The organism is Streptomyces sp. NPDC007264 (assembly GCF_042869095.1).
Taxonomy (GTDB): domain Bacteria; phylum Actinomycetota; class Actinomycetes; order Streptomycetales; family Streptomycetaceae; genus Streptomyces.
The window spans coordinates 34,627-52,348 of sequence record NZ_JBIAFD010000013.1 but is presented as its reverse complement, the minus strand read 5'-3'; the positions used below and the strand labels follow the sequence as shown (position 1 = coordinate 52,348).

Annotated in this window: 19 protein-coding genes; 11 read left to right on the top strand and 8 right to left on the bottom strand. The window is 74.1% G+C overall.

All coding sequences use genetic code 11. From position 1 onward, the window contains the following. Window positions 1-30 precede the first annotated feature (30 nt). Genes ACFYMU_RS22550 through ACFYMU_RS22535 form a run of 4 tightly spaced genes read left to right on the top strand, consistent with a single transcriptional unit; the run spans window position 31 to window position 3,914 of the window. A complete protein-coding gene (locus tag ACFYMU_RS22550; protein WP_388375905.1) occupies window positions 31-1,353 on the top strand; it encodes an FAD-dependent oxidoreductase in 1,323 nt (440 codons plus the stop codon). Continuing rightward, entirely contained in the window at window positions 1,350-2,537 is a 1,188-nt protein-coding gene (locus tag ACFYMU_RS22545) for a thiolase family protein (protein WP_388375903.1), read from the top strand. Before ACFYMU_RS22550 ends, ACFYMU_RS22545 begins: the two co-directional genes overlap by 4 nt. A gap of 1 nt (window position 2,538) precedes the next feature. After that, window positions 2,539-3,231 (top strand): 3-oxoacid CoA-transferase subunit A, encoded by a 693-nt coding sequence (locus ACFYMU_RS22540; protein ID WP_388375900.1) that lies wholly within the window; start codon window positions 2,539-2,541, stop codon window positions 3,229-3,231. Next, a complete protein-coding gene (locus ACFYMU_RS22535) occupies window positions 3,231-3,914 on the top strand; it encodes a 3-oxoacid CoA-transferase subunit B (RefSeq protein ID WP_388375897.1) in 684 nt (227 codons plus the stop codon). The genes ACFYMU_RS22540 and ACFYMU_RS22535 overlap by 1 nt, the downstream gene beginning before the upstream one ends. A 73-nt stretch (window positions 3,915-3,987) precedes the next feature. Here ACFYMU_RS22535 and ACFYMU_RS22530 read toward each other — a convergent pair whose 3' ends face one another. From ACFYMU_RS22530 to ACFYMU_RS22520, 3 genes are all read right to left on the bottom strand, one after another. Then, window positions 3,988-4,884 carry a sulfite exporter TauE/SafE family protein gene (locus tag ACFYMU_RS22530; protein ID WP_388375894.1) on the bottom strand — a complete coding sequence of 299 codons (897 nt, stop codon included), beginning with the start codon at window positions 4,882-4,884 and terminating at the stop codon, window positions 3,988-3,990. Further along, on the bottom strand, window positions 4,881-5,465 hold the full coding sequence (locus tag ACFYMU_RS22525; protein WP_388375891.1) for a rhodanese-like domain-containing protein: 585 nt from the start codon (window positions 5,463-5,465) through the stop codon (window positions 4,881-4,883). Before ACFYMU_RS22525 ends, ACFYMU_RS22530 begins: the two co-directional genes overlap by 4 nt. Window positions 5,466-5,587: 122 nt before the next feature. Then, window positions 5,588-6,976, bottom strand: a complete 1,389-nt coding sequence (locus ACFYMU_RS22520) for a rhodanese-like domain-containing protein (RefSeq protein ID WP_388375888.1) — start codon at window positions 6,974-6,976, stop codon at window positions 5,588-5,590. Between the two features lie 459 nt (window positions 6,977-7,435). Here ACFYMU_RS22520 and ACFYMU_RS22515 point away from each other — a divergent pair, with 459 nt between their 5' ends. The 4 genes from ACFYMU_RS22515 (at window position 7,436) to ACFYMU_RS22500 (ending at window position 10,383) form a co-directional block, all read left to right on the top strand. Beyond that, window positions 7,436-7,612, top strand: a complete 177-nt coding sequence (locus ACFYMU_RS22515) for a hypothetical protein (RefSeq protein ID WP_388375885.1) — start codon at window positions 7,436-7,438, stop codon at window positions 7,610-7,612. 243 nt (window positions 7,613-7,855) lie between these two features. Continuing rightward, window positions 7,856-9,223, top strand: coding sequence for a rhodanese-like domain-containing protein (locus ACFYMU_RS22510; protein ID WP_388375882.1), 1,368 nt, complete (start codon window positions 7,856-7,858; stop codon window positions 9,221-9,223). Window positions 9,224-9,271: 48 nt separating this feature from the next. Then, the gene (locus tag ACFYMU_RS22505) at window positions 9,272-9,640 is read left to right on the top strand and encodes a rhodanese-like domain-containing protein (protein WP_388375879.1); all 369 of its coding nucleotides are present in this window, start codon (window positions 9,272-9,274) and stop codon (window positions 9,638-9,640) included. After that, window positions 9,637-10,383, top strand: coding sequence for a sulfite exporter TauE/SafE family protein (locus tag ACFYMU_RS22500; protein ID WP_388375876.1), 747 nt, complete (start codon window positions 9,637-9,639; stop codon window positions 10,381-10,383). Before ACFYMU_RS22505 ends, ACFYMU_RS22500 begins: the two co-directional genes overlap by 4 nt. Window positions 10,384-10,428: 45 nt before the next feature. Here ACFYMU_RS22500 and ACFYMU_RS22495 read toward each other — a convergent pair whose 3' ends face one another. Then, on the bottom strand, window positions 10,429-10,716 hold the full coding sequence (locus tag ACFYMU_RS22495) for a metal-sensitive transcriptional regulator (RefSeq protein WP_388375873.1): 288 nt from the start codon (window positions 10,714-10,716) through the stop codon (window positions 10,429-10,431). A 107-nt stretch (window positions 10,717-10,823) separates the two neighbouring features. Here ACFYMU_RS22495 and ACFYMU_RS22490 point away from each other — a divergent pair, with 107 nt between their 5' ends. After that, entirely contained in the window at window positions 10,824-11,408 is a 585-nt protein-coding gene (locus ACFYMU_RS22490) for a rhodanese-like domain-containing protein (RefSeq protein WP_388375870.1), read from the top strand. A 75-nt stretch (window positions 11,409-11,483) separates the two neighbouring features. Here ACFYMU_RS22490 and ACFYMU_RS22485 read toward each other — a convergent pair whose 3' ends face one another. The 3 genes from ACFYMU_RS22485 to ACFYMU_RS22475 form a co-directional block, all read right to left on the bottom strand. Next, window positions 11,484-12,374, bottom strand: a complete 891-nt coding sequence (locus ACFYMU_RS22485) for a phosphotransferase (protein WP_388375867.1) — start codon at window positions 12,372-12,374, stop codon at window positions 11,484-11,486. A 423-nt stretch (window positions 12,375-12,797) separates the two neighbouring features. Further along, the gene (locus ACFYMU_RS22480; protein WP_388375864.1) at window positions 12,798-13,700 is read right to left on the bottom strand and encodes a M48 family metalloprotease; all 903 of its coding nucleotides are present in this window, start codon (window positions 13,698-13,700) and stop codon (window positions 12,798-12,800) included. Beyond that, complete coding sequence (locus tag ACFYMU_RS22475) at window positions 13,697-14,110, bottom strand: BlaI/MecI/CopY family transcriptional regulator (protein ID WP_388375861.1); 414 nt, start codon at window positions 14,108-14,110, stop codon at window positions 13,697-13,699. Before ACFYMU_RS22475 ends, ACFYMU_RS22480 begins: the two co-directional genes overlap by 4 nt. 259 nt (window positions 14,111-14,369) lie before the next feature. Here ACFYMU_RS22475 and ACFYMU_RS22470 point away from each other — a divergent pair, with 259 nt between their 5' ends. Together ACFYMU_RS22470 and ACFYMU_RS22465 are read left to right on the top strand one after the other, a co-directional pair. Further along, window positions 14,370-15,875 (top strand): hypothetical protein, encoded by a 1,506-nt coding sequence (locus ACFYMU_RS22470; RefSeq protein ID WP_388375858.1) that lies wholly within the window; start codon window positions 14,370-14,372, stop codon window positions 15,873-15,875. Next, complete coding sequence (locus tag ACFYMU_RS22465; RefSeq protein ID WP_388375856.1) at window positions 15,872-16,843, top strand: YbhN family protein; 972 nt, start codon at window positions 15,872-15,874, stop codon at window positions 16,841-16,843. The genes ACFYMU_RS22470 and ACFYMU_RS22465 overlap by 4 nt, the downstream gene beginning before the upstream one ends. Window positions 16,844-16,856: 13 nt before the next feature. Here the strand turns inward: ACFYMU_RS22465 and ACFYMU_RS22460 are convergent, their stop codons facing one another. Beyond that, the gene (locus tag ACFYMU_RS22460; protein ID WP_388375853.1) at window positions 16,857-17,522 is read right to left on the bottom strand and encodes a DedA family protein; all 666 of its coding nucleotides are present in this window, start codon (window positions 17,520-17,522) and stop codon (window positions 16,857-16,859) included. Between the last annotated feature and the right edge of the window lie 200 nt (window positions 17,523-17,722).

Genomic DNA, 17,722 nt, shown 5'->3' with positions numbered 1-17,722 from the left:
CGACGATTCATGCGACTCCAGGAAGAGACGATGAACACTGCAACACCCTCCACCGGCGGCAACCCCGACGTGATCGTCGTCGGAGGCGGCATCGGTGGGCTCAGCTCCGCGTACGCCCTCTCCCGGGAGGGGCTGCGCGTGCGCGTCCTCGAACGGGCCGAGGAGTTCGGCGAGGTCGGCGCGGGCCTTCAGATCGCCCCCAACTGCACCCGCATCCTCCACGAGTACGGCCTGCTCGACGAGGCGAAGAGCCTGGGCGTGCTCCCGGAGAACATCGTGATGCGCGATGCGCTCGACGCCCGCGAGCTGACCCGGCTCGACCTGCGGGACCTGGAACGGCGCTACGGCTTCCCCTACATGGTCATCCACCGCAGCGACCTGCACGGGATCTTCCTGCGCGCCTGCCGGCGGGCCGGCGTGGACCTGCTGACCGACCAGACCGTCGTCGACTACGAGAACACCGGCACCGGCGCGCGGATCACCCTGGAGGACGGCAGGGTCGAGGAGGCCGCCGTCGTCATCGCCGCCGACGGGCTGCACTCGGTGGCCCGGCGCAAGCTGGTGGATGACGAGCCCGTCAACTCCAACTACGTCGCCTACCGGGCGGCCGTGCCGATCGAACAGGTGCGGGACAACGGCATCGAGGAGAAGGACGTCACCGTCTACGTCGGCCCGCGCTGCCACTTCGTCCAGTACGCCCTCCGCGGCGGCGAGATGTTCAACCAGGTGGCCGTGTTCGAGTCGCCGAAGGCACTGGAGGGGCAGGAGGACTGGGGCACACCCGACGAGCTCGACGCGGCCTTCGAGGCCACCTGCGACCCCGTCCGCGAGGGCATCCCGCTGATGTGGCGGGACCGCCGGTGGCGCATGTTCGACCGCGACCCGATCATGACGTGGGTGTACGGGCGCATCGCCCTGCTCGGTGACGCCGCGCACCCGCCGCTGCAGTACATGGCGCAGGGCGCGATCATGGCGATCGAGGACGGCTGGGTGCTCGCCCGGCACGTCGCCCGGCAGATCGCCGCCGGTGACGGCGCGCCCGACTGGGACGCGGCCCTGGCCGCTTACGAGGCGGTCCGCCCCGAGCACTGCCGGCGGATCCTGTCGACGGGACGCGTGTGGGGCGAGCTGTGGCACCTCGACGGAGTCGAGCGGCTGCAGCGCAACGCGCTCCTGCGCGCACGGGACACCTACGACTACCACTTCACCGAGTGGGTCTACGGTCCCACCGCGCTCACCCCGGACGAGGAACCCCCCATGTACACCCCCATCCCGCTGGCCTCGGCCGAGCTGGAGGACGGCACCAACGGACAGCCGGACGCCACGACGCTCGCCAAAGGCCGCACGGCATGACCGACGCCTTCCTGTACGCGGCGGCCCGGACGCCGTTCGGCCGCTTCAACGGCTCGCTGGCCGCCACCCGCCCCGACGACCTGGCCGCCACCGCCCTGAGGGGGGTGCTGGCCAAGGCCCCCGGCCTGGACCCGGCCGCGATCGGCGACGTGTTCTGGGGCAACGCCAACGGCGCCGGCGAGGACAACCGCAACGTCGGCCGGATGGCGGTCCTGCTGGCCGGGCTCCCGGTGAGCGTGCCCGCCACGACCGTCAACCGGCTGTGCGGCTCCAGCCTCGACGCGGCGATCATCGCCTCGCGCACCCTGGAGTCCGGTGACGCCGACATCGTCGTGGCGGGCGGCGTCGAGTCGATGTCCCGGGCGCCCTGGGTCCTGCCCAAGCCGGACCGCGCGTTCCCGGCGGGCGACGTCACCGCCGTGTCGACGACGCTGGGCTGGCGGCTGGTCAACCCGGAGATGCCGGCCGAGTGGACCGTGTCACTGGGCGAGTGCAACGAACTGCTCCGGGAGAAGTTCTCCGTCCCCCGTGAGCGGCAGGACGAGTTCGCGGTGCGCTCGCACCGGCTGGCGGCGGACGCCTGGGACGCCGGGTTCTACGACGACCTGGTCGTCCCCGCCGCGGACCTCGCCCGCGACGAGGGCATCCGCCCCGGCACCGACGCGGCGAAACTGGCGGCGCTCAAGCCGTCGTTCCGCCCGGACGGCACGATCACCGCGGGCAACGCCTCGCCGCTGAGCGACGGCGCGTCGGCGCTGCTGCTCGGCACGGAGACGGCGGCGGACCGCATCGGACTGCCGCCCCTGGCCCGCGTCGCCGGGCGCGGGGCGCACGCGGTCGAGCCGCAGATGTTCGGCTACGCTCCGGTGGAGGCCGCCGAGCGGGCACTGCGTCAGGCCGGGATCGGCTGGGGCGACGTCGGCGCGGTCGAGCTGAACGAGGCGTTCGCCGTGCAGTCGCTGGCGTGCGTGGACGCCTGGGGCATCGATCCGGAGATCGTGAACACCCGCGGCGGCGCGATCGCGCTCGGCCACCCGCTGGGCGCCTCGGGCGGCCGGCTGCTCGGGACGCTGGCCAAGGTGCTGCGCGAGCGGCGGGAACGCTGGGGCGTGGCGGCCATCTGCATCGGCGTGGGCCAGGCCCTCGCGGTGGTGCTGGAGAACGTGACGGACGAGGTGGGCTGAGATGGCACCGACCATCGCCGCCACCGCCGACGAGGCGGTGGCGGGGATCGCGGACGGATCGACGGTCCTCGTCGGCGGATTCGGCCTGGCGGGCATGCCCTTCGACCTCGTCGAAGCGCTGATCCGGCAGGGCGCCACCGACCTGACCATCGTGTCCAACAACGCCGGGAACGGCGAGGTGGGCCTCGCCGCGCTGCTCAAGGCGGGGCGGGTGCGCAAGGTGGTCTGCTCCTTCCCCCGGCAGAGCGACTCCTATGTCTTCGACGAGCTCTACCGCGCCGGCCGGGTGGAACTGGAGGTGGTGCCGCAGGGCAACCTCGCCGAGCGGATGCGTGCCGCCGGCGCCGGCATCGGCGCCTTCTACTGCCCCACCGGAGTGGGCACTTTGCTGGCCGAGGGGAAGGAGACCCGGGAGATCGACGGGCGCACCTACGTCCTGGAGTACCCGATCAAGGGCGATGTGGCGCTGATCGCGGCGCACCGGGCGGACGGGGCGGGCAACCTCGTCTACCGCAAGACCGCCCGCAACTTCGGCCCGGTCATGGCCACCGCCGCGACCACCGTCATCGCCCAGGTCACCGAGCTCGTGCCCACCGGCGGCATCGACCCGGAGACCGTGGTCACCCCCGGAATCTACGTCGACCGGGTCGTACGGGCGGCGGCCCGTCGGCTCACCGTGCAAGGAGCCCGCTGATGACGAACACCGATACCGCGGACCGGGCGGGACCCGTGGAGCGGGCCGACCGGGGCCCGCTCACCCCCGGCGAGCTCGCTGCGCGCATCGCCCGCGACATCCCGGCCGGTTCGTACGTCAATCTCGGCATCGGGCAGCCGACCCGGATCGCCGACCATCTGCCGCCCTCGGCGGGCATCGTCCTGCACACCGAGAACGGCATGCTCGGCATGGGGCCGGCCGCGGCCGGCGAACAGATCGACACCGACCTCACCAACGCCGGGAAGGTCCCCGTCACCGAACTGCCCGGAGCCTCGTACTTCCACCACGCGGACTCCTTCGCCATGATGCGCGGCGGTCACCTCGACGTCTGCGTCCTGGGCGCCTTCCAGGTCTCCGAGCACGGCGACCTCGCCAACTGGCACACCGGCGACCCGGACGCCGTCCCCGCGGTCGGCGGCGCGATGGACCTGGCCATCGGCGCCCGGCAGGTCTACGTCATGATGACGCTGTTCACCAGGGACGGGGCGCCGAAGCTCGTTCCCGCGTGCAGCTGTCCGCTGACCGGCAGGGCCTGCGTCTCCCGCGTCTACACGGACCACGGCATCTTCGCCACGGGCCCCGAGGGGGTGCGGGTGCTGGAGACGTACGGCACCACCGTGGACGAACTCCGGGCGCGCCTGGACGTCGAGTTGTCCGTCTGAGGGGCGCTCTCCCGGACCGGACACGGCACGAGGGCCCGCCGGACGTCTTGTCCGGCGGGCCCTCGTGCGCGGGTCACGGGCGTGCGCTCGGTTCGCGGGTGCGCACCTCCGCCGCCACCGCGACGGGCTCGCGGCGGCGTGCCGCCACGGTCCGCCACACCAGCGCCGCCACCCCCGCGAGGCCGATACCGACCCAGGTCAGCGGGTTGGTCCACACGGCGGTGTCGAGCTGCTGACTGAGCACGAAGACACCCATGACGACGACGAACCAGCCGAACGCCTTGCGCAGCGTGTCCTGCGGGATGCGCCCGGCGAAGCGGCTGCCGACGAGACTGCCGACCACGGCTGCCGCGGTGACCATGAGCGCCATGTTCCAGTCGATGTGCACCCCGGCGAGGTGCCCGGCGAGACCGGAGAACGACTTCATGGTGATGACCAGGAGCGAGGTGCCGACGGCCACACTCATGGGCAGTCCGCCGAGCAGGGCGAGCGCCGGGACGACGAGGAATCCGCCGCCCGAGCCCACCAGACCGGTCACCGCGCCCACGACCAGACCCTCGACGACGATGTGCGTCATGGGCAGCTCGGTGTTGGCCGGCTTGGGCGCGGCGGCCTTGCGGGGCTTGCGCAGCATGGCGGCCGCCGTCGCGAGCATCATCACCGCGAAGGCGATGAGCAGCACGGTGCCCGGGATGTACTCGGCCACCCGCCCGCCGCCGTAGGCGCCGACCATGCTGACCGCGCCGAACAGCAGCCCGGTGCGCCAGCGCACCCGGCCCGCGCGGGCGTGCGGGACAAGCCCCACCATGCTGGTGACGCCGACCACGAAGAGAGAGGTCGCGATGGCTTCCTTGCTCTCCTGACCGGCCAGGTAGACCAGGATCGGCACGGTCAGGATGGAGCCGCCGCCCCCGAGGATGCCGAGGCTGACGCCGATGAGCAGGGAGGCCAGGAGGACGACGGTCATCATGACTGGCCTCGCAGTGAGGCGATGACGGTCCGGATGTCGGTGCGCGGGCCGCGGTTGTAGGGCAGCTTGGACAGCATCATGCCCATGGCGCAGGTGTTGCTGAGGGCGGCGAAGGTCAGCCCGGCGCCCATGAACGTGCCGATGAGGTGCACCCCGGGGACGAACAGGCCGACGACCCCGGAGACCAGGACGACGGACCCGGCGACCAGGCGGACCTGGCGCTCCAGGTCCCAGCGCGCCGGACCCCGGTTCACGGGGGCCCCGGACACCTCCCAGGCCATCATGCCGCCGTCGAGGACGCGCAGGTTGGGCAGGCCGGCCTCGGCGAGCGCCTGCTCCGCCTGGGCCGCGCGGGCGCCGGAACGGCAGATGAGGACCACGTCCTGGTCGAGGTGGTTGAGCAGTTCGTCGCGGTGTTCGCGCAGCGTGTCCAGCGGGACGTTGTAGGCGCCGGGGATGTGGACGGTGCGGAACTCGCCGGGAGTGCGCACGTCCAGCATGCGGGGGCCGTCCCCCCGATTGATGAGTTCTTGGAGAGCGGCGGGGGTCAGGCCGGCGGCGCGGGTGGCGTCGGTGGTCATGATGGCTCCGTCGGGAGTCTGTGTATTCGGCAGGAATACGGGGCGGGCAGGGTCGGTGGTCCGGGAACCGGCGGCCCGCCGGGCGCGGGGCCCGGCGGGCCGCCGGTTCCGGGTCGGGACGGTCAGACGGCGGCGGGGACGTTCAGCAGCGCCCAGGCCCCGTAGCCGCCCAGGACGTCGGAGACGTCCTCGAAGCCGCGGTGGCGCAGCAGGCTGGCGGCGATCGAGGAGCGGTGGCCGCCCGCGCAGTGCAGGACCAGCGGCCGGTCGGTGGGGATCTCGTCGAGGCGGCGCGGCAGCTCACCCAGCGAGATGTGCAGGGCGCCCTCGATGTATCCGTTCGCGTCGCGCTCTCCGCAGTTGCGCACGTCGACGACGGTCGGGGGCTGCTCGCCCGCAAGGGCGTCGCGCAGCTGCGCGGCGGTCAGCCGGCTGGCGGGAACGACCTCGTCGGCCACGGCGGCCAGAGCGTCCTCGGGGCTGCGCAGATAGCCCACCACGCGGTCGAAGCCGATCCGGGCGAGCCGGGTCACGGCCTCCTCCTCGCGGTTCTGCGGCGCGATGACCAGCAGTTCCTCGTCGGGCGCGAGGACGGTGCCGGCCTGCTCGGCGAACCGGCCGTCGGCGGGCACGTTGACGGAGCCGCGCAGATGCCCGGCGCCGAACTCCTGCGGGTCGCGCGCGTCGACCACCACGGCGCCGGCCGCGCGCCGCTCCATGAACTCCTCCGTGGACAGCGGCCGGGGCGCCGCGGCCGGGTCGTACAGCTCCCGCTCCTTGCGGTTGAGGATGGCGTCGTAGACGAAGTACGCAGGTGCGGAGGGCTGCCCGGCGGTGACGATGGCGATGAACTCGGCCTCGGTCATGGGCGCGCAGGCGTAGTTGGTGGCGCGCTGGGCGCCGATGGTGGACTGCTTCTCGGTCGACAGGTTCTTGCCGCAGGCGGACCCGGCGCCGTGGGCGGGGAAGACCCGCACCTCGTCGGGCAGGCCCATGAGCTTGTTCTGGACGCTGTCGTAGAGCATGACGCCGAGTTCCTCGGCGGTCACGCCGATCGACGCCAGCAGGTCGGGACGGCCCACGTCGCCGATGAACAGCGCATCACCGGTCAGCACCCCGTACGGGACGGTGTCGTCGGCGTGCTCGTAGACCAGGACGCTGATGGACTCCGGGGTGTGCCCGGGGGTCTCCATGATCTCCAGGGTGACGTCGCCGAGGGTGACGCGGTCGCCGTCGGCGAACTTCCGGACGGGGTACTCCGTCTCGGCGCGCTGCCCGTAGCCGATCCAGGCTCCGGTGCGGGCCGCCATCTCCAGGTGCCCGGCGATGAAGTCCGCGTGGAAGTGGGTGTTGACGACGCCGACGACGGTGTAGCCGCGTGCCTCGGCGTCGGCCAGGTACTCGGAGATGTCCCGGCGGGGGTCGATGACCACGGCCTGCCCGGTGGACTCGTCGGCGATCATGTACGAGGCCTGGGAGAGGCAGTCCAGGTAGTACTGGGCGAAGAACACGGATACCTCCGTCTGGGAATGGTTTCTATACCTCGGGGGGTATAGGGGCGGGCGTGCAGGGGGAGGGTCGGGCGACCCGGGAGTGAGCGCCGCGGTGACGGCACGGCCCGTGCGGACACGGGCGCGGGTGCCGCCGGGGAGACGCACTCGTCCACTCCGGCGGACCGTCTACACCGGCCGCCCCTCGGGCGGGCCGGGGGCCGCGGCGGACGGCGCGGACAGCTGCGGGAGCTGTACGCCGTACGGGTCCACGTCGCGGGCCATGCTGTTTCCTCCAGATACCCCCTGGGGTATTACACCGTCGACGGTAAAGGGTGGTTTCGGGCTTGTCAAATACCCTCGGGGGTATCCGTGGAGGACTGGGACCCGCCGGGCCCGTCTCGGTGGCGCGACCGCCCCCGGCGGGCGGGGTCGGGCGTTCGTGCCGGGCGCACCGAGGGAGGCCGGGGTCGCGTCGAGGTGCCGGGTGGCCCCGTCGGCGACGGGGCGGCGGGCGTCGAGGTCCGTGCGGGCGACCGGCGCGCCCGGGGCCGGCGTCTGGGCGGTGGTGCCGTCGCCGTCGGCGCGGACGACGACGTCGCGGGGCGGGAACAGGCCGATGGTGCGGTCGGCCTCCAGGGCGCGGCGGGTGGGTGAAGGGGTGCGGGCGTTCATCGCGCCGGAGAAATCGGTGTCCGGGTGCACGGTGCGGTCGCGGCGCGCGACGGTGCCCCTTTCGCGAGCAGAACGCCTCAGGTGGGAGCGGGTGATCCCGGCCGCCCGAGGTACTCGGGATTTGACCTGGATTTTCCTGTGACTGGAATACCCCAGGGGGTACTCATGTTACTGTCAATTACATACCCCCCGGGGTAATTTCCGTATGAAAGGAAGTGTCGCAGCGTGTTCTTCGTGGACACCGTGGAGGTCGCGGGGCTCGGCAACCGCAGCTACCTGGCCGGTGGCGAGAGGACCGCGGTGGCGGTCGACCCGCCGCGCGACATCGACCGGGTGATCGCGGCGGCGGCCCGGCGCGGGGTGCGCATCTCGCACGTCGTCGAGACCCACATCCACAACGACTACGTCACCGGAGGTCTGGAGCTGGCCCGCCTCACCGGCGCCGCCTACCTCGTCCCGGCCGGGGCGCGGGTGGGCTTCGAGCGCATACCGGTGCGCGACGGGGACACCACGGTCGTCGACGCCGGGGCGGGAGTGACCCTGCGGGCGATCGCGACCCCGGGCCACACGCCGCACCACACCTCCTACGTGCTCCAGGACGACGGAGCGGCGGTCGCCGTGTTCACCGGCGGCTCGCTCCTGATCGGCACGGTCGGCCGCCCGGATCTGGTCGAACCCCGGCTGACCGAGGAGCTCGCCCGCGCCCAGCACGCCTCCGCCCACCGGCTGGCCGCCGAACTGCCCGACGCGACGACGGTGCTGCCCACACACGGCTTCGGCAGCTTCTGCTCCTCCAGCCAGGCCGAGGGAACGGACACGACCATCGGCAGGGAGAAGACGGCCAACGAGGCGCTCACCCAGGACGTGGACACCTTCGTCGCCGGTCTCCTGGCCGGCCTGGACGACATCCCCGCCTACTACGCGCACATGGGCCCGGTGAACGCGGGCGGCCCCACGGCGGTCGATCTGACCCCGCCCGCGGTGGCCGACGCCGAGGAGATCGCCGCCCGGCTCGCGGCGGGGGAGTGGGTGGTGGACCTGCGCAACCGGGTCGCGTTCGCGGCCGGGCACGTGGCGGGTTCGTTCAACTTCGAGGCCGAGGGACAGCTCGCCACGTACCTGGCGTGGCTGATCCCGTGGGGCAAGCCGGTGACCCTGCTGGCGGAGTCGGCCGAGCAGCTCGCCGCCGCCCAGCGGGAGCTGGTACGGGTCGGCATCGAGCGTCCGGCGGCCGCAGCCACCGGTGAACCGTCCGCCTGGGTGCGTGACGGGGAGACGCCGGCCTCCTTCCCCCGGGCCACGTTCGCCGAGCTCGCGGGCCGGCGCCGCGGCGAGGACGTCGTCGTGCTGGACGTGCGGCGCGCCTCCGAGCGGGCCGCCGGCTTCGTCGAGGGCTCCGTCCACATTCCGATCCACACCCTGCACCGCCGGCTCGACGAGGTCCCGGAGGGCGAGGTGTGGGTGCACTGCGCGGGCGGCATGCGAGCCGCCATCGCCGCGTCGCTGCTGGACGCGGCCGGCCGCGACGTCGTCGCCGTCGACGACGCCTATGACAACGCCGAGAAGGCCGGACTCATCGTCCGGAACGACTGACCCGGCACCGTACGACGCCGAGTCACCCGAAAGGAGAAGCACCCACCCATGAACGTGTTCCACCCTGGTCCCGGTCGGGTCGCCATAGCGGAGGCCGTCGAACGCACCGGTCCCGGCACCGCCGCAGAGGCCGTGCTGCTGGACGTGCGGGAACCGCACGAGTGGCAGGCGGGCCACGCCCCGTGGGCGGTCCACGCGGCCCTGTCGCAGCTGACCGAGGGCTCGCCGCTGCCGCCGCAGGCGCAGGGGCGGCCGCTGGTGGTGATCTGCCGGTCCGGCGCCCGCTCCCAGAAGGCCGCCGCGCTGCTGGCGGCCCGGGGCGCCCAGGCCGTGGACGTGATCGGGGGCATGCGGGACTGGGCGCAGGCCGGGCTGCCGGTCGTGGACGAGCGGGGCAAGGACGGCACGGTCGCGTGAGTGCTGTGGTCCTCGCCCTGGCAGCCGGGGCCGTCATCGGCCTGGCCCTGGGGGCGCTCGGGGGCGGCGGCAGCGTGCTGGCCGTCCCCGCCCTGATCTACCTGCTCGGTTTCACCCCGGTCGCGGCGACCACCGGGAGTCTCGTCATCGTGACCATCACCTCGGTCACCGCCCTGTCGGCGCACGCCCGCGACGGCCATGTGCGCTGGCGTACGGGGCTGCTGTTCGCGGCGGCGGGCATCGGGCCGGCCATGCTCGGCAGCGTGGTCGCCACGCGGCTGCCGGCGGCGGCGCTGACGGCGGCCTTCGCGGTGGTCGCGGCGGGCGCCGCGCTCCGGATGCTGCGCGTGCGGCCGGCGCCGGAGACCGCCGGTCCGGTCCGGCCGGGCCGCGCGGCGGCGGCGGGCGCGGGGCTCGGCGCGGTCACCGGCATCCTCGGCGTGGGCGGGGGCTTCCTCGCCGTCCCGGCGCTGGTGGGCGTCCTCGGCATGCGGATGCGGGTGGCGGTGGGAACCAGCCTGCTGGTGATCAGCGTGAACTCGACGGCAGCACTCGCCACCCGGGTCGGCACGGTCGAGCGGCTGGACTGGGCGGTCATCGGCCCGTTCATCGCGGCCGCGATCCTCGGTGCGTGGGACGGCAAACGGCTGGCCGCGAAGGTGTCCGGGCCCACGCTGCAGCGCATCTTCGCCGTGGTGCTGCTGGCGGTGGCCGCGTTCATGCTGATCGACTCGGTGCTGTGACATTCCGCCGGTCCGCCCGGCGACGGCCGTCGGCGGCGGCGCGGCTCAGGCCAGGGACAGGAACAGCTTCTCCAGGCGGGCGCGCAGCTCGTCGACGCTCTCGCCGTCGGCCCGGCCGGATTCCATGCCGGTGACGCACTGCTGGAGGCCGGTGGCGATGATCGCGAAGCCGGCCCGGTCCAGGGCGCGGGACGCGGCGGCCAGCTGCATGACGACGTCCTCGCAGTCGCGGCCCTCCTCGATCATGCGGATCACGCCGGAGATCTGACCCTGCGCACGGCGCAGCCGGTTCAGCACGGCCTTCAGGTCCGTGTCCACCAGATCCAGCTGCATGACCACTCCTTGAAACGCCCCATCGGGAAAATACCCATCGGGGTACTGTACGACGTCCCGCATCGGGACAGCATCGACGATAAGGACACAAGGGGATTACTTCTGCCATGACCGCTCCTGTCCCTGTGACCCTCGCCGCCGGCCAGGCCCGCACCCGGCTGCACGAGCTGACCGTCATCGACGTGCGCACGCCCGGTGAGTTCGCGTCCGGCCACCTGCCCGGCGCCCTCAACATCCCGCTGGACGCCGTCGAACGCGCGCTGCCCGAGATCCGGCATGCCGCCGAGCGCGGCGACGTCCTGGTGGTCTGCGCCTCGGGCGCCCGCTCCGGGAACGCCTGCAGGCTCCTGGCCGAGCACGGCATTCCCACCGCCACGCTCGCCGGCGGCACCGGCGCCTGGTCCGCCGAGGGCCACGACCTCCAGCAGCCGGCCGGCCGCGCACCCCGCGCCACCTGGAGCATGGAGCGCCAGGTGCGCTTCACCGCCGGCACCGTGGTCCTCCTCGGCCTGGCCCTCGGTCTGCTGATCCACCCCGCCTTCCTGTTCCTTTCGGCCGGCATCGCCGGCGGTCTGGTGTTCTCCGCCCTCACCGACACCTGCGGCATGGCGGTCATGCTGGCCAAGCTGCCGCACAACCGCCCGCGCGCGGCCGACCTGGACGCCGCCCTCGCGCGACTGCGCAGCCGCTGACCTGCTGCCGCCCGGGGCCGGGGGACGCCCGTGTCCCCCGGCCCCGGGCGGCCCGGCGATCCGCGTGCCGCCTCCTCAGGCGGTGCCGCCCGCCGGCAGCCGGGCCAGGGTGGCGCGGCCCCGGGCCACCATCTCCTCGTCGCCGTGAGGCACGCCCCAGGAGATGGCGCTCGCCGCGTCCAGCGCGCACAGGCAGCGCAGCGCCGCCTCCTCGGTGGTCGTCAGCCGGCGCCCGAACCCCTCGAAGAAGGCGGTCCCCAGCGCGGGGTCCTCGGCCCAGGGCCCGCAGACGAGCCGGACGACGTCGAAGACCGCGGCGTGCGGGCGGGCCCGTTCCAGGTCGACCACCGCGAGTGCGCCGGGCCCGGCGTCGTACAGCCAGTTGCGCTCCTGGAAGTCGCCGTGGACGTATCCGGTCGGCAGCGGGCCGAGCAGCGTCAGCGCCGTGGCATGCCGGCGCACCAGGTCCCGCTCCCGCGGCCCGATCAGGTCCCCGGCGCGCTCCAGGTGGACCTCGGCATCGCGGGCGGCGCGCTCGACCTCGCCGGCGGCCTCCGCGTGGTCCCGGGCGGTCAGGTCGCGGGCGTCGCCGTGGAACCGGCGCAGCCATGACCCCGCCCTGCGGTGCAGGGCGCGCCGCCGGGCCGGAGCAAGCGTGAGGTCCGGCACGGCGCGACCGGGGACCGCGGTCAGCAGCAGCGCCCGGTGCCGCGCGTCGGTCTCCACCAGCCGCGGCACCGTGCCCCGCTCCAGCGCGGGGGCCGCCTCGCGGTAGGCACGGGTCTCCCGGGTGTAGAACTTCGGTGTCGGCGCCACCTTGAGGAAGGTGCGGCCGGTGGCGGACGTCAGCTCCCAGACGCGGGACTCGGGGCGGGGATGGGACACGTCCCGCACGGACCGGACGGGACCGACGACTCCCTCGGCCCACTCCGCCAGGGCGGGTGGGATCGGTGCGCGCGTGGTCATGCGCCCCACCTCGGTGCCGGGCGTGACGCGGCCGGCCGGACGGCGGCGCGGGCACCGCCGCGTCCCGCCTCGGTGCGGCGCGTGGCGTCAACCGCGGGCCGGGCGGTGGTGAGCCGTACGGGTCGGTTCTCGAACGCGGGGCGAAGGACGGCGGGGGCGGGGACGGGGTTCATGATTCCTCCAGGGCTCATGCCGATGCGGACAAGCGACCGAACAACCGCCCTGATCATGGACTCGTAACGGGTGAGCGGGAGCTAATTCTCGGACAAAGATTCGGCATGCCCGTGCCGGGCCGATCGTTTCCGGTGAAACGGCGCGAGACCCACCGTTCGATTCCCCCGTGCGGTGACCGGTGACCCGACCGGGGGGTTTGACGCGCACAGTTGATGCGGCGTCAGCCGACGGGTGTTCAGGTCCGCCGGCTCACCCCAGCACGTGCTCCAGCAGGCGCAGCAGATCCCTCGTCGCGTCCAGGGCCCCCAGCGCCGGCAGCGCGCCGAGCGCGAGCGTCGCGGCTGCGAGCGGCCACAGGGGCGGGAGCGGGCCGGCCTGGAGGGCGGCGACGCGGCGGGTGACCGCGTGCCGGGCGAAGCCCAGTGCGCACGACGGAGGACGGCGCCCGGCGGTCAGGGCCGCGCGGGCGAGGGCGCGGGCCGTGGTGGTGCGGTCGCCGACCGCGTCGGCCGCCTGTTCGTCCGCCCAGCGCTCCACGAGGAAGGCCACCGTGACGCGGACGGGCGCGAGCAGCGGGTCGGCCGCGGCGGCGAGCGCGACGGCCGTCGACATCCGGGCGTGCCGGTGGGTGAGATGGGCGCGCTCGTGGGCCAGCAGCACCCGGCGCTCCGCCGGTTCGAGGGCGCACAGCATCCCGGAGGTGACCAGGATCCGGCCCGGCACGCCGCCGTCGCCGGGGATGGCGAACGCCTGGGGCAGGGGCGAGGCGGCGACGACCAGTTCCGTGTCCGCCGGATGTCCCGCGCACAGGGCCCGCAGGGCGCGGCGGGTGCCGCGTTCGGCGCGGGCGGCGCGGTACACGCGCACGGCGACGAGGAGCAGGGCCGGCACGGCGGCGAGGGCGATCGCCCCCGGGACCGGGTCGGGCGGTCGACGGCCGTCGTCCTGGGCGGCCGCCACGAGTTGCGGTACCTGGCCGACCAGGGTGGCCGCGAGCAGGACGAGGGACCAGACGGTGGCCGCCGCGGTGAAGACGGCGGACACGGTCAGCACCCGGGCCGCGAGTGCGGGCGCCACCCGCCGGCCGACGAGCGGGCTGATCGCGGCCAGCAGGAGCGAGAGCAGGATCGGGAGGTAGACGTCGACCCTCATGCGCCGGCTCCGCCGGCGACCCGCGGCCTGTCCGCGGCTCCACCGAGGAGGTCGCGCAGGGCCTGCTCCTCCTCGGGGCGCAGGCCGGACACGAACTGCTGGAGCGTGGCGATGGGGTCCGGGCCGCGGTCGAGGGCCTTGTGCATGGCCTCGGCGGTCAACTCGGCCGCGTTCTTCGCGGGCCGGTACGCCCCCCGCCGTCCGTCCACGTCCCGCAGGACAAGTCCCTTGTCGTACAGGCGCTTGAGGATGGTGTGCACGGTGTTGTAGGCGAGGTCGCCGTCGATCTCCGCCTGGACCTCGGCCGGCGTGAGTGCCTGCTCGGTGGCCCACAGCGCGGCCAGCACCTCGCTCTCCAGTTCCCCGGCGCTGCGTCGTTCCGCCCTGCCCTGCGGGCCTCTGCCAGCCATGCCCGCAACCTTACAGTGCGTAGGGGGGCGGTGACGCCGGCCGGAACGGCGGCGAAGGCCCCCGGGGGAGAGCGCCGTTCACCCCGGTGGCGCAGCGCCGTCCGCAAGGTGGCCGGTTCGAGTCGGGCTCCGCGCTGCACCCCCGGAGCAACCGCGCTAGCTTGTCCGTGTTTTACCGACTTCTTTCCCGGTATCCATCGAAACCCTACGGTCTGTAGGGCGTGATGCCCCTACGCTTCGCAGGGGGTGAAGGGTGGTCATGGCGCACAGCTCGCACACCACGCTCGCGGACGTCCGCCGGCTCGCGGCGCCGTCGGTCGCCGGCCTGTCGTGGCGCGACCGTGGCCAGGGCCTGCTCGGCCTGGTCGCGGGCGCCTTCACACTGGCCCAACTCGCCCTCGTGGGAACGGGTCTGGGACTCGGTTGGGACGAGACGGTCTACGTCAGCCAGATCAGCACCCACGCCCCCGCGTCGTACTTCAGCGCGCCCCGCGCCCGGGGCATATCCCTGCTGGTCGCCCCGGTCACCTCGTGGTCCTCGTCCACCGGGCTGCTGCGTGCGTATCTGGCGGTGCTGTCCGGGGCCGCCCTGTTCCTCGCCCTGCGCGCCTGGCGGGGCGTGTTCCCGGCCCGTGTCCTCGCCGTCGGGGGCGCGCTGTTCGCGAGCCTGTGGGTGACCCTGTTCTACGGTCCGCAGGCCATGCCCAACTACTGGGTCGCGATCGGTGCCCTGGCGGGCACCGGCTGTTTCCTGCGGGCCCACGCGGACAGCACGGACCGGGCGGCCGTGTGGGGCCTGGCCGCCAGTGCCGCGCTGATGGCCTGGATGCGGCCCACCGACGCCGCCTGGGCCTCGGCTCCGCTGCTGGTCCTGCTGCTCCTCGTACGCCGGTGGCGGCGCCTGCCGCTGCTGCTGGCGCTGGTGGGCGGACTGGCCGCGGGCGCCGCCGAGTGGATCATCGAGGCGTACGCCGGCTACGGGGGGCTTCTGCAGCGCCTGTCCGACGGCTCCCGGATCCAGGGCGGACTCGGCTGGAACGTCGCCGTCGTCGACCAGGTGCGCAGCCTCGGCGGACGCACCCTGTGCCGCCCGTGCACCGGCACCCTGCCGAACCCCGCGCTGACCGCCTGGTGGTTCGTGCTGCCCGTGCTCGCCGTGCTCGCGGCCGCCGTCGCGCTGCGGGCCGGACAACCCGCCCGCACCCTGCTGCCGCTGGCCTGCGCGGTGACGGCGGCCTTCCCGTACCTCTTCATGATCGGATACGCCGCGCCCCGCTTCCTGCTCCCCGCCTACGCCCTGCTCGCCGTCCCCGTCGCCGACGTGCTCCTCGACGTGGTGACGGCCCCGGACGGCCGGTGGCGGCCGATCACCGCGACGCTGCTGGCGATCGGGCTCGCCGGGCATCTCGCGGCGCAGTACGCGGTGCTGCGCCACACCGTGGACCGCTCGGCCGCCGACCGGCGCGCCTGGTCCCGCACGGCGGCCGAACTGCACCGGCTCGGGGTCCGGCCGCCCTGTCTGCTGACCGGCGACGAGGCACTCCCGATCGCCTTCTACGCCGGCTGCTCCTCCGCCGCGACCAGCGGCAGCAACGCCAACACCACGGCCGCCGGCATCGTGCGCACCGCGCGGCTCAAGCCCACCGCGTACCTCGGCACCCCCACCGGCCGTCCGCCGTCGTACGCGCGTGACTGGCCCGTCCACTCCTTCGAGGGCATCCGCATCCGTGTGGCCCCGGCGGGGCCGGGGGGCGGGCCCGGATGACGCCTCCCACGGGCACGGACGCGGCCCCCGCCGTGCCGGTGCCGACCGCCACCGCGGGCCCGCGCACGCGCACACGGGCGCCCTGGCACGTCGCCGTCACCCTCGCCGTGTTCGCCTGCGCCGTGTTCCTCGCCGGGCACCACTGGCCCACGATCGAGGCCGGCGCCGCGCGGCTCGCGGGCGCCGACCCGGGCTGGCTGCTGCTGGGCGCGACGGCCACGCTGGCGACGTGGGTGTGCTCCGCGCTCGCCCTGCAGGGCGCGGTGACGGAGGCGCTGCCCGCCGGGCGGCTGCTGGCCGTGCAGTTCGCGGCGTCCGCGGCCAACCATGTGCTGCCCGCGGGGCTCGGCGCGGGCGCCGTCAACCTGCGCTTCCTCGTCCGCAGCGGGCTGTCCGTGACCCGCTCGGCGGCCGCGCTCGCGGTCAAGGCGGCCGCCGGGGCCGTGACGCGCGGCGTGCTGATCGCCGTCCTCGCGCTCGCCGACCCCGGGCTGCTGCGCCGCCCGGGGCTGCCTGCGGTAGCGGTGGCGGCCGCCCTCCTGACGGCGGTCGCCCTCGTGACGCTGCTGCCCGGGCCGCTGCGACGCGCCTCCAGGGCGGTGCTCACGGACGTACGCTCCGTGCACCGGCTTCCCGGCCGGGCTGCCGCGCTGTGGGGCGGCTCGCTGGCCTTCTCCTCGCTGCACGCGCTGGTGGTGGTCGCCGTCACCCGGGCCCTCGGGCTGCCGCTCCCCGCCGACCGGGTCGCGCTGGCCTATCTCGCGGCCTCCAGCGCGGCCGTCCTGCTGCCGACCCCGGGCGGCATCGGCTCCCTGGATGCCGCGCTCGCCCTCGCGCTGACGCTCGCCGGAGCCCCGGGCAGTGCGGCCGCCTCGGCGGTGATCGGCTACCGGCTGCTGACGGTGTGGCTGCCGCTGGTCCCCGGACTGGTGGTGCTGGGCGTGCTCGTACGGCGCAAGGAGCTGTGACCGGGGCCGTCCCTCAGCCGCGGGCACCGTCCTTCGCGGCCCGGCGGGAGCGCAGCACCTCCAGGGCGATCGGGATCAGCGAGACCAGGACGATCACCGCGATCACCGGCAGCAGGTAACGGTCGACGTTCGGCACCGAGGAGCCCAGTGCGTACCCGGCGAGGACGAGGCCGACGCTCCACAGGAGGCCGCCGGCCACCTGCCAGACGGTGAAGGTCCGCGCGGGCACACGCAGGGCGCCGGCCATCGGATTGAGCACCGTCCGCACCACGGGCACGAAGCGGGCCAGCACGATCGCCTTCGCGTGTCCGTACCGCTCCAGGAGCTCCTCGGCGCGCTTCGCGCCCTCGTGCAGCCGGGCGGAACGACTGCGCTCGAGCAGCGCGCCGCCCGCTCTGCGCCCGAGCAGATAGCCGCACTGGGACCCGGCGAGGGCGCCGACCGCCGCGGCGACCAGCAGCGGCGGCAGGGACAGCTTCACGGCGTGCCGGTCGGAGCCGGTGCACAGCAGGCCCGCCGTGAACAGCAGGGAGTCGCCGGGCAGGAAGAAGCCGACGAGCAGGCCCGTCTCGGCGAACAGCACCACGCCCACGCCCAGCACGCCGAAGGCCGCGAGCAGGGACTGGGCGTCCAGCACGTTCACCGCGAGCTGCGCTGCCGGTGAGAGGGGTGTGGCCATCGTCGCGCGCCCTTCGGTACGGGAGGCCGGGCGCGGCACGCCGCCACCCGGATGACTACAGTCGTGTAGACCGTGTGTCGAACTGTAGACGACGTGGGGCCCCGGACGTTCCCCGATCACCGTGACGAGTGAACGCGGCCGGATCCGGGTGACGACCGCGCGCAGGGTTCGTTCGGCTTCACCCTCGTCGGCCACGGCCG